The organism is Cognatundibacterium aquatile, assembly GCF_014699135.1.
Taxonomy (GTDB): domain Bacteria; phylum Pseudomonadota; class Gammaproteobacteria; order Burkholderiales; family Burkholderiaceae_D; genus Undibacterium; species Undibacterium aquatile.
In genome coordinates, this window is sequence record NZ_JACOFT010000002.1 from 349863 (window position 1) to 362107 (window position 12245).

At 51.1% G+C, this 12245-nt stretch carries 7 protein-coding genes; 5 read left to right on the top strand and 2 right to left on the bottom strand.

Going from position 1 to position 12245, the window contains the following annotated elements:
• Positions 1-190 precede the first annotated feature (190 nt).
• From smc to def, 5 genes are all read left to right on the top strand, one after another.
• Entirely contained in the window at positions 191-3715 is a 3525-nt protein-coding gene (gene smc, locus H8K26_RS05985; RefSeq protein WP_190478096.1) for a chromosome segregation protein SMC, read from the top strand.
• The gene (locus H8K26_RS05990) at positions 3712-4806 is read left to right on the top strand and encodes a cell division protein ZipA C-terminal FtsZ-binding domain-containing protein (protein ID WP_186885356.1); all 1095 of its coding nucleotides are present in this window, start codon (positions 3712-3714) and stop codon (positions 4804-4806) included. Before smc ends, H8K26_RS05990 begins: the two co-directional genes overlap by 4 nt.
• 17 nt (positions 4807-4823) lie before the next feature.
• Positions 4824-7202 carry an NAD-dependent DNA ligase LigA gene (gene ligA, locus H8K26_RS05995; RefSeq protein WP_190478098.1) on the top strand — a complete coding sequence of 793 codons (2379 nt, stop codon included), beginning with the start codon at positions 4824-4826 and terminating at the stop codon, positions 7200-7202.
• Position 7203: 1 nt separating this feature from the next.
• Positions 7204-8079, top strand: a complete 876-nt coding sequence (gene galU / locus H8K26_RS06000) for a UTP--glucose-1-phosphate uridylyltransferase GalU (RefSeq protein WP_186897379.1) — start codon at positions 7204-7206, stop codon at positions 8077-8079.
• Positions 8080-8198: 119 nt separating this feature from the next.
• Complete coding sequence (gene def, locus H8K26_RS06005; protein WP_190478100.1) at positions 8199-8732, top strand: peptide deformylase; 534 nt, start codon at positions 8199-8201, stop codon at positions 8730-8732.
• Between the two features lie 144 nt (positions 8733-8876).
• Here the strand turns inward: def and H8K26_RS06010 are convergent, their stop codons facing one another.
• Together H8K26_RS06010 and H8K26_RS06015 are read right to left on the bottom strand one after the other, a co-directional pair.
• Positions 8877-9623 carry a pseudouridine synthase gene (locus H8K26_RS06010; protein ID WP_186885352.1) on the bottom strand — a complete coding sequence of 249 codons (747 nt, stop codon included), beginning with the start codon at positions 9621-9623 and terminating at the stop codon, positions 8877-8879.
• 59 nt (positions 9624-9682) lie between these two features.
• The gene (locus H8K26_RS06015) at positions 9683-12235 is read right to left on the bottom strand and encodes a [protein-PII] uridylyltransferase (protein ID WP_190478102.1); all 2553 of its coding nucleotides are present in this window, start codon (positions 12233-12235) and stop codon (positions 9683-9685) included.
• Positions 12236-12245 lie beyond the last annotated feature (10 nt).

Sequence of the window (12245 nt, forward strand, 5' to 3'; positions counted from 1 at the left end):
TTTGTAAGAATTCTCACAAAATAAAGTTAAAGTTAGCGATTTCTTAAACTTCAGGTATGAAAATTCCACAGATCAAATGGTATGATGCTGGGCTGATAGTCAGGTACTGGCAAGGCTTGGTGGTGGTGCCTTGCAAGGTGTCTGAGAGCAGTGACGGGTTTGTCTGCAAACGATAATAATATTTCATTAAGTGCGATTAACTTCTATTAAATTGTCGGGATTCAAATCTTTCGTTGAACCCACTCATTTTCAGGTGCCAGGTCAGTTGGTCGGTGTTGTCGGGCCAAACGGCTGCGGCAAATCGAACATCATCGACGCGGTGCGCTGGGTGCTGGGCGAATCAAAAGCATCAGAGTTGCGCGGCGAATCCATGCAGGACGTTATTTTTAACGGTTCCACCCACAGAAAGCCTGCTGGTCGTGCCTCAGTCGAATTGGTGTTTGATAACAGTCTGGGCAAAGCGGCGGGGCAATGGAGTCAGTATGGTGAAATCGCCGTTAAGCGAACACTGACCCGGGACGGCACTTCCACTTATTACATCAATGGTCAGCCAGTTCGCCGCCGCGACATTCAGGATATTTTCCTCGGTACCGGCCTGGGGCCGCGCGCCTACGCGATCATCGGTCAGGGCATGATTTCGCGGATCATCGAAGCTCGCCCGGAAGAATTACGTATTTTCCTCGAAGAAGCCGCCGGGGTTTCCCGCTACAAAGAGCGTCGCCGCGAAACCGAAAACCGCATTCACGATACGCATGAAAATCTGGTGCGCGTCGAAGATATTTTGCGTGAGCTGAACAACAATCTGGAAAAACTGGAAGCGCAGGCAGTGATTGCGAATAAGTTTCACGAGCTGCAATCCGATCAGGAAGAAAAGCAAAAATTATTATGGCTGCTGCGTAAGAATGAAGCCGCCAATGAACAAAAGAAATATTTTGCTGAAATAGAAAAAACTCAGCTCGATCTGGAAGAACAAACAGCTAAGTTGCGTCACGTAGAGCTCGAACTCGAGCAAATGCGTCAGGCACATTACGCGGTCGGCGATCACATGCATCAGGCACAGGGGCATCTGTATCAGACGAATGCTGAAATCGGCAGCCTTGAGGCGCAGATTAAGTTCGTGATTGAATCGCGTAGTCGTCTGCAATCGCAGCTGCATTCACTGACTGCCCAGCGTGATCAGTGGCAACGTCAGAGTCATCAACTGCAAGACGAGCTTTCAGAAGCCGAAATTCAAGTGGAAGAACTGGCGATGCGCGCAGAGCAGGCATCGGAAACGGCGCAATCTCAACAGGATACTTTGCCTGCGATGGAGCAGGTGTGGCGTGAGTCGCAACTGAAAACGACCGAATCCCGTGCCCGGATTATGCAGATGCAGCAGCAGATTGAACTGGAATCCGCGCATCAGCGTAATGCTTCGAATATTCTGAACACGCTGGCGTCGCGTAAAGAGCGCCTGACGCAGGAAAAACAGGGTCTGGCGATGCCAGACTCCAGTCATCTGGATAATTTGTCTTTCCAGCTAGAAGAAAAAAAACAAATGCTGGAAGAGTTGAGTATGCAACTCGAAGAAGCACAGGAACGTTTGCCTGTGCTCGAAGACGAACGCAAACAGGCGCAGCAGCAGGTGAATCAGGATGCCGCTGAATTAGCGCAACTTGAAGCACGCCTGCTGGCATTAAAGCAGTTGCAGGAAAAAGTGCAAACACAAGGGAAAGTTCAGCCCTGGCTGGAAAAACACGAACTTGGACGCTTGCCTAAGCTATGGCAAAAGCTGAATATTGAAGCCGGCTGGGAAACGGCGCTGGAATCTGTCTTGCGTGAGCGTACCGCCTCGCTGGAGATGTCCAATCTTGATTGGGCAAAAGCATTTTTTAATGATGCTCCGCCAGCAAAGCTGGCAGTGTACAGTCCGCAGATATTGGCAGATCAGCCGTCGGCGGTGTCTGGTTTAAAACCTTTCATCAGCCTGTTGCAGTTGAACGATGCCGGTATCCGCAGTCTGATGCAGGACTGGTTACATCAGATTTACGTCGCTGAAGACGTCGCGTCTGCCTTTATTGATCGTGTGAAGTTGCCGCCGGGCGCGTCCTTTATTACTAAGCAAGGCCATGTGATTTCCCGCTCCAGTGTGCGTTTTTATGCCTCGGATTCCGAGCAGGATGGCGTGCTCGGGCGTCAGCAGGAAATCGACAATATAAGTAAGCAATGCCGCGCCAGACAATTGCTCGCAGATGAAGCGAAAGCGCGCTCGGTTCGCGCTGAATCTGTGTATAGCCAGGCGACTCAGCAGTTGCAGGAATTACGTCAGCGCGTTGGCACACTGACGCAAACGACACATAGTCTGCAGATTGAATACATGAAACTGGCTGAAGTGCAGGAACGCTTTAATCAGCGCAGCACACAGATCAGCACTGATCTGGCCGAAATCGCCGCGCAGGAAAGCGAGCAACAACAGGCCAGAGCCGAGTCCGAGCAGAAGTTTGAAATGCTCGATATGGAGCTGGCCGAGTTGCAGGAGTCGCATGAAGAAGGGCAGACGGCGTATCTGGAAAAAGAACAGCAATTGAATCAGGCGCGCCAGCGTTTGCGTGATCTTGAACTGGCGGCGCAGGAAGCTGCTTTCGCTGAAAAATCGCACCGCAGTAAAATGGAAGAAATGCGTCGCAATATTGCGACAGCGCTGGAGCAATCTGCACAATTATTTGCCAGCATGCAGCAAGGTCAGCTGGAATTGGAATCGATGGATGACCAGACTGCGCAGGCGGGTTTGCAGGATTTGCTGGATCGTCGCAGCGATCAGGAGCGTGCACTGGCGGATGCTCGGCATGAGCTGGATCAGCTGACGCAGCAGTTACGCCAGTATGAAGACAATAAAGCGCAGACTGAACGCGGCTTGCAGCCACAACGCGACCGCATCGTCGAGTTGCAGTTGAAAGAGCAGGCAGCGCGCCTCGCGCAAGAACAATACGACGAACAATTGCGCAATTTTGAAGTCGATGAAGCCGCATTGTCAGAGAAACTGCATGCAGATCTGAAACCTTCTTATTTGCAAGGTGAGGTGACGCGTCTGAATAATGCGATTGCCGCATTGGGCGCAGTGAATATGGCGGCACTGGATGAGCTGGTGCAGGCGAAAGAGCGCAAAACATTCCTGGATGCACAGCACGCCGATCTGACCGAGGCAATCACCACCTTGCAAGATGCAATTCAAAAGATTGATATTGAAACGCGTGAACTACTGCAAGATACCTTTGATAAGGTCAATCATCACTTTGCCGAGCTGTTCCCGATTTTATTCGGCGGTGGTCAGGCAAAACTGATCATGACCGGTGATGAAATTCTCGATTCCGGTGTGCAGGTGATGGCGCAGCCTCCGGGTAAAAAGAATGCGACGATACATCTGCTGTCCGGTGGCGAAAAAGCCTTGACCGCGACGGCGCTGGTATTTTCTATGTTTCAGCTCAATCCTGCACCATTCTGCCTGCTGGATGAGGTGGATGCGCCTTTAGATGATTCAAACACCGAGCGTTTCTGTAATATGGTGAAACGCATGTCGTCCAATACCCAGTTTTTATTTATCTCCCACAATAAGATTGCAATGGAAATGGCACAGCAACTGATTGGTGTCACCATGCAGGAACAGGGGGTTTCCCGAATTGTGGCGGTGGATATGGAGTCCGCCGTCAATTTTGCTACTGAGGCGCAAGCAGCATGACAGATCTACAATTAAGTTTATTAGCTATCAGCGGTACTTTGGTCGTTGGTGTGGTCGCCTTTAATAAATGGCAGGAATACAAAGCCAAGAAAACCGTCGAAAATGCGTTCGATGACGGGCAGGATGACGTATTGCTCAATCCTGATCTGCCCGCAGACGTCACGCAAAGACATGAACCTGTTTTTGCTGATGAAAACATCCCTGTTACTCGCCCGGCAGAACCGGTATTGACAGACAGTGTTGAGTCGGAACTAGCTGCAGAAGTCAATGAGGATGCGAAAACAGTTTCTGTCGAAAAAGAATTACCGGTTGATGAACTGATAGATTGCGTGATTCCGCTTGAATTTGATACGCCTGTCCGTGGCGAAAAAATTCTGGCAGAAATTGCAGACCTTAAGTATGTCGGTAAAAAGCCAGTGCACTTCATTGGTCAGACTCATAGCGGCGAGCGCGATGTGATTGCCATCGGCGGCGCATACACCACCTTGTTTGCGGGCATACAGATGGTCAGTCGCAGCGGCGCATTGAATGAGCTTGAGTATTCTGAGTTCGTCATGAAATTGCGTGCGATTGCCGATAACCTGAATGCCCACCCTGATATTCCAGACATGAACTCCGTGATTTCTCATGCGCGAGAATTACATCAGTTCGTGGCTGAACACGATGCGCAATTGAGTGTCAATGTGGCTGCCACCGGCGCTGCTTGGGCACTTAATACGCTGATCGCTGCTTTGGAAAAAATGGGATTTGATCAGCGTCCGGACGGACGCCTGATGATGCCAGACGGCGATGGCGGCAGTCTGTTTACCTTGTCAACCAATGTCGGCGTCAGCGAAGCCTTAACATCGCGCCTGACCTTGTTGCTGGATGTGCCTTGCGTTGCGCCGTCCCGCGATGGTTTCGGTGCGATGGCAGCGTGCGCTCGTTCATTGGCGACCCGCCTTGGCGGCACGGTCGTGGATGATGGCAATCAGCCGATTTCAAAAGCAGCCCTGGATGAAATCGCAGGACAAGTCAATGAATTCTATGCAGCGATGGCAGAGGCGCAGATTCCTGCCGGTTCAGTACGCGCGCAACGTTTATTCAGTTAAGCTGGCAGTTCTGTTTCATGCAAAATGATTTATTTGGAGCGCCAACTGAACCATCCTTCGCGACGGTGGCTGAGCGATCTGCTTACTTGCGTCGTGAAATTGAGCGCCACAGTCATGCCTATTATGTGCAGGATCAGCCGACTATTCCTGATAGTGAATACGATAAATTATTCGCTGAACTGCAAAAAATCGAAACGGATTTCCCTGACTTAAGAACAGCCGACTCGCCGACCTTGCGTGTCGGTGGGCAGGCCTTGCCTGAATTCGGCCAGGTGCAGCACGCAGTTCCTATGCTGTCGCTGAACAATGGCTTTGAAGATGAAGACGTGCTTGGGTTTGATAAGCGGGTTCGCGAAGGATTAAACGCCAGTAACGAGATTGAGTATGCGATTGATCTGAAGTTTGATGGTCTCGCTATTAATCTGCGCTATGTCGATGGCGTTTTCACGCAGGCTGCAACGCGTGGCGATGGTTTTACCGGCGAAGATGTGACGGAAAATATCCGCACCATACGCAGCATACCGTTACGGCTGAATACGCCGCACCCGCCAGCATTGCTGGATGTGCGTGGTGAAGTTCTGATGTTTAAACGCGACTTCGAAAAATTGAATCAGCGCCAGCGTGATGCAGGGGCTAAAGAATTTGCCAATCCACGCAATGCGGCCGCCGGCAGTTTGCGTCAACTCGATTCCAAAATCACTGCGCAGCGTAATTTACGTTTTTTTGCTTATGGCATTGGTGCGCTTGACGGGGTTGAGTTACCCGCGTCGCATCGCGCGCTGCTGGCGTGGTACCGCGATCTTGGCATTCCTGTCTGTGATGAAAATGCCTTGGTGAGCGGTGCCTCTGGTTTGCTCGATTTTTATCGTGCGATACAACAGAAGCGTCCTGCGCTGGCTTATGAAATTGACGGCGTCGTTTATAAAGTCAACGATTTTGCCCAGCAGACGGAATTGGGCTTCGTGTCACGTGCCCCGCGCTTTGCGCTGGCGCATAAGTTCCCAGCCGAAGAAGCGATGACCGTGGTGCAGGGAATTGATATTCAGGTCGGTCGTACTGGTGCATTGACGCCAGTCGCAAGGCTGGCACCGGTATTTGTCGGCGGTGTCACAATCACCAACGCCACTTTACACAATGAAGATGAGGTCAGACGCAAGGATGTGCGGAGCGGTGACACTGTGATCGTACGACGTGCCGGTGACGTGATTCCGGAAGTGGTTGCTGTCGTGTTGGAGCGTCGCCCTGAGCCTGCGCCGGCCGTATTCGAAATGACGAAAACCTGCCCTGTATGCGGTTCTCACGTGGTCAGGGAAGAAGGGGAGGCAATCGCACGTTGCTCTGGTGGTTTGTTTTGTTCCGCACAACGAAAAGAGGCGATTCGTCACTTCGCTGGTCGTCGGATGATGGATGTTGAGGGCCTGGGTGAACGTTACATCGAAAATCTGGTTGAACTCGGCTATGTGCATGGCATTGCCGATTTGTACAAGCTGACGCTGGATAATCTGCTGGAAATGAAACAACGGGCAGATGAACGCGACGGCATCACGCCTGAAACTGTTCAGCAAGGGAAAATCGCCACAAAATGGGCGGAAAACTTACTTGCTGCGATTGCGGCCAGCAAGCAGCCGTCTTTAGATCGCTTATTGTTTGCACTTGGCATTCGGCATGTCGGCGAATCGACGGCGAAAACGCTGACTGACTGGTTGGGGCAACTTGCTTTGATACGCCACGCTCCGGCAGCCTTATTACGTGTCTTACCGGATATCGGCGCAATCGTCGCTGATGCGATCGCTGATTTTTTTGCGGAACCTAAAAATCAGCAGGCGCTGGACGCTCTTTTGCAGGCGGATGTTGTACCAAAAGACGAACATGCGCCCAGTGCGAAATTGCGTGAGCGCCTCGAATTTGCAGTGTTGCTGGCAGCGTTGGATATCCCGAAGCTGACGGCAACCCGATGCAAACAATTGCAAGATCGCGGCATGTCGATGAAGAATCTGGCAGCATTGGGGGATGACGGTTTTACTGATCTTGGTTTGCCGTCGGATGTGCATGCGGCGCTGATGCAATGGCTGGCACTTCCCGGAAACCGGCGGCGTTTGCTGGAACTGGAAAAAATAGCGCAGGAATTGCTGCAGCAGTTGCCGCAGGCTGCAGAAGATGAGGGCATATTTGCCGGAAAAACATTTGTCCTCACTGGAACCTTACCGACATTAACGCGCGATCAGGCGAGCGCCATGATTGAAGCGGCAGGTGGCAAGGTGGCAGGATCAGTGTCGAAAAAGACCAGTTATGTTGTGGCTGGTGAAGAGGCAGGCAGCAAGTTAGTGAAGGCAAGAGAATTAGGTGTCGCTGTTTTGACAGAAGCAGATTTACTTCAATTATGTTCCAGGAGCTGAAATGAGAAAAATTAAAAAAGCCGTTTTTCCTGTTGCCGGTTTGGGCAGCCGTTTTTTACCGGCGACTAAAGCGCAACCAAAGGAAATGCTGCCTATCGTCGATAAGCCGCTGATCCAGTATGCGGTCGAAGAAGCAGTGGAAGCGGGGATTACAGAAATGGTGTTCATCACCGGCCGGAACAAGCGCGCGATTGAAGATCATTTTGATAAAGCCTACGAACTCGAGAGCGAGCTTGAGGCCGCAGGCAAGGAAGCGTTGCTTGATCTCGTGCGCAATGTGATTCCGAAAAGCGTTAATTGTATTTATATCCGTCAACCTGCCGCGCTTGGACTTGGTCACGCGGTGCTGTGTGCCCGCCCGGTGATTGGCGATGATCCTTTTGCCGTTCTGCTGGCCGATGATCTGATGGATGCCGATGTTGGTCAGCCATCAGTCATGGCGCAGATGACGAAGCAATATGAGGCTGAAGGTGGCAGTATTATTGCGGTACAGGATGTACCACGCGAATTCACCCGTCAGTACGGTATCGTCAGTGGCACGCCATACAAAGACAGACTCGAGCGTATGCAGGGAATTATTGAGAAACCGATGCCGGATGTCGCGCCTTCGACCCTGGCCGTGGTCGGGCGCTATATTTTGTCCGGTCGTATTTTCTCTTACCTCGAAAATCTGGGCAAAGGATCTGGCGGTGAGATTCAATTGACCGATGGTATTGCGGCGATGCTGAAAGATTACCCTGTCTATGCGTTCCGCCCGGCAGCAACACGTTATGACTGTGGTTCTAAACTGGGCTACCTCAAAGCCAGCGTCGCACTTGGTTTGAAACACAAAGAAACCAGCGCAGAATTTACTGAATTCTTAAAATCGATCAAGTAATCAGCCACATAATTGCAGCGTGACCAGATCATTGCGATCTGGTCTTTTTTTTTGCGTCTTTTTTAAATTGATGTATCTTGGCTGACGCGATAGCTATCAATCTGAAGTAAGGAAGAAATATGATCCATCCGATTTTGAAAATGGGCGATCCGCGTTTGTTGCGCGTCGCAGAGCCAGTTACTGAATTCGATACGCCGGAACTACATCAGTTGATCAGTGAGATGTTTGAGACCATGGCTGCGGCCAATGGTGCGGGTTTGGCTGCACCACAAATCGGCGTGAATCTGCAATTGCTTATTTTTGGCTTTAAATCGAATCCGCGTTATCCCGATGCACCCGTTGTGCCGGAAACAGTCTTGCTCAATCCCGTGCTGACGCCACTCGGTGATGAAACCGACGAGGCCTGGGAAGGTTGCTTGTCGGTACCCGGAATGCGCGGGCTGGTGCCGCGTTGGTCGTCTTTGCGATATGAAGGTGTCGATCAGTTCGGCAAGCCTATCTGTCGTGACGTCGATGGTTTTCATGCGCGCGTCGTGCAGCATGAATGCGATCATCTGAACGGCATTTTGTATCCGATGCGCATCCGCGATATGACGCAATTCGGTTTTACCGAAGTATTATTTCCGGAACTGGACCCCGCAGACGACGACTAATCCTGTATCCGGCTTTGTAGGGGGCTGAATATACTCCCCCGGAGTATTATTTACAGCCCTTATTATTCAAGGACATGAGGTGTAAAAAGACAAAAATAGGGGGGAGTATCTGATTCAGTGATATCAGATCGTGTTTTTTAGCGATCAGAATTGCTCGTCTTCACGCAGATAGCGCCATTGCCCTTCGGGTAAATTACCCAGTCTGACTTTGCCGATACGCACCCGCTTTAAACCCAGAACGCGCAAGCCCACCATGTCGCACATACGGCGAATCTGACGTTTTTTCCCTTCACGCAAAATGAAGTGCAACTGATCTTCATTTTGCCAACTGACTTTAGCAGGCAGCAATTTTTTACCGTCGAGCATCAGGCCGTGATTCAGTCGGCGCAGATCTGCATCGGGCAATCTGCCCGGTTTGGAATAAGCAACCCGCACCAGGTATTCTTTTTCGACGACCGTATTTTCACCAATCAATTGTTTGGCAATCCTGCCATCCTGCGTCAGCACTAATAAGCCAACGGAATCAATATCGAGACGCCCGGCAGGTACCAGGCTGCGCAACTGAGTAGGATGAAATGCCGTATCAACCTTGCATTCTGACCAGCGGTTTTCCGGTTTGATCAGCGCAATCGCTGGTGTGTAGCCATCTTCTGCCTGACCACTGACGTAGCCCACCGGTTTATTGATCAGCACAGTCACGCGCTTGGATTGTTCAGCCGCCGCTTGTCGTTCCACCGTTACTTTTTGATGCGGCAATACTTTGCTGCCGAGTTCGGAGATGACCTGGCCATCGACGCGCACCCAGCCGCGGGCGATCCATTCATCCGCTTCGCGGCGGGAGCACAATCCGAGTTCGGACATGCGTTTTGAGAGTCTTACTAATTCTGTCATGGTGAAATATCAGGCTGTGAATCCGGAAATGCAGGTCCGGATGGAAAAAGGATGCGAGTTTACACCCTTAATGCGTCCAACAGATCGGTTTCAAACTGAATCTGGGTACGAGCGCCTTGCAGCGCAGCGCCATCAACGATAAACACGTCTTCAACCCGTTCGCCCAGCGTCATGATCTTCGCGGTGTGCAGATTGATTTTGTATTTCGTCAGTACCTCGGCAATCGAATACAGCAAACCGTTTTTGTCATTCGCAGAGATCGACAATAAATAATACTGGCCTTTTTCATCCGGCCGTAAATCCACCGTCGGCACGATAGGGAAGTTGCGCGACATGCGCGATAACCGCCCGCGATTCGGCGGCGATAAAGGCGTTTGCTGCGCCAGCGATTCACTCAGTTCGTGTTCGATCAGATTAATGATGTCGCGATACTGATGCGCAAAGCTAGGCTCGCTGACCATGAAGGTGTCGAGTGCGTAACCGTTTTTACAGGTATGAATTTTGGCGTCGAGAATATCGAAATTTTTGCTGTCAAAATAATTGCAAATCCGAGCGAACAAATCCGGCTGATCTTTGACATAGACGGTGACCTGAAGGCCTTCGCCTATCGTTGATAAACGGCATTTCACTACTGGCGTGCTGCTATCAATTCTGTCGTACAGTACTCTGGTTTGCCAGGCGATGTCAGATGCGTCATGGCGCAGGAAATAGCCGACATCCAGTTGTTGCCAGAGTTTTTCATGTGCGTCCGGCGGAATGCCGACCAGGCGTAAGGCTTTCAGTGCATCGTTCTGACGATTTTTTAATACGCTGTCTTTTGATGGCGCTTCACCGCCAAGAACGCGTAAGGTCATACGATACAGATCTTCCAGCAGCTTGGCTTTCCAGCCGTTCCATACTTTCGGGCTGGTGCCGCGGATATCAGATACGGTCAGCAAATACAGCGAGGTCAGATGGCGCTCATCTTTTACTAACTTGGCGAAATTCAGCACGACATCCGGATCGGATAAATCCTGCTTTTGCGCGACTTGCGACATGGTCAGATGATTCTGTACAAGGAAAATCACCAGTTCCGTATTCGCACGATTCAGGCCGTGGTCGTAACAAAATTTCTTAGCATCGGCCATTCCAAGCACGGAGTGGTCGCCGCCGCGACCTTTGGCGATATCATGGAACAGCGCTGCGATATATAGCACCCAGGGCTGATCGAAATTGGCGATCAACTGGCTGCAGAATGGATATTCATGGGCATGCTCGGGCATCGTGTAGCGGCGCAGATTGCGCACGACCATCAGGATATGCTGATCGACAGTGTAGGCATGAAACAGATCATGTTGCATCTGTCCGATAATCCGCCGGAAATTGGGCAGATAACGGCCGAGTATGCTCATCTGATTCATGCGCCGCAAAGCATGCGTGATGCCCTGTGGGGCCTGCAATATCTGTAAAAAGAGTGAGCGATTGAAAATGTTGTGCCTGAATTCGGCATCAATCAGCAAGCGGGCATGCCATAACGCGCGCGTTGTTCTCGCTGTCATACCTTTTAGTTCACTATGGCGCGCCATCACGAGAAAAATTTCCAGTAACGCTGACGGATTGCTTTGGAACGTGTCGTCAGAGGCAATATCGATGAAGCCATTGACCTCATTGAAGCGCTCATTGATGGGACGAGGCACCGAGGGCTGAGGAAACAAAACGGCTTCGATATTCTGCAGCAGAATCAGATTTAGCTGGGTGACTGCTTTGGCGGCCCAGTAATACCGCTGCATCAGATATTCGCTGGCACGTCGCGATTCCGTCGTTTTGAATCCGAATGATTCTGCAATCGGTGTCTGTATATCAAACACTAGCCGGTCTTCACGGCGTCCCGCAGCGATGTGCAGGCGTGCGCGTATGTCTTTAAAGGCGCGTTCATTACGTTTGAGTTGATGCGCTTCGGTGTCGGTAATCAGACCGCGCTGCGCCAGTTCTCGCCAGGAATTGCCGAGATTGGCTGCCCTGGCAACCCAGAGGATGACTTGTAAGTCGCGCAGACCGCCCGGGCTTTCCTTGCAATTCGGCTCCAGACTGTATGGCGTGTCTTCGTATTTGACGTGCCGCTGCCGGAGCTCCAGCAGCTTTTCCTGGAAAAATTTTTGCGGATTCATTGCCTCCGCGTAGCATTGTTGCAGCTTACGGAACAGGCTGCGACTACCGCAGACCAGACGTGCCTCAAGCATGCTGGTCTGCACAGTAATATCTGCTGCCGACTCCTGCAGGCATTCTTCTACTGTACGTATGCTGTGCCCGATATCGAGTCCGATGTCCCAGAACAACTGCACCAGACACTCAAGTTTGCTTTGCGTTTCCGGTGTCGGCGCTTTGTCCAGTAAGATCAGAACATCTACGTCAGAATAAGGAAAAAGCTCGCCGCGACCATAGCCACCGACGGCGACCAGTGAACATTCCTTGGGTATGTCAAAATGTTTCCAGATCTTTTCCAGCACATGATCCACACTGCGGCATAAACCCTTCAGTAACTGTTCAGCTTTGTGATTGTCATTAAACGCCAGTATTGCTGACGCTTGTGCTGACTTGATTTCTTCTTTGAATGCAAGTGCTGGTGAAAGCATTATTCCGGGT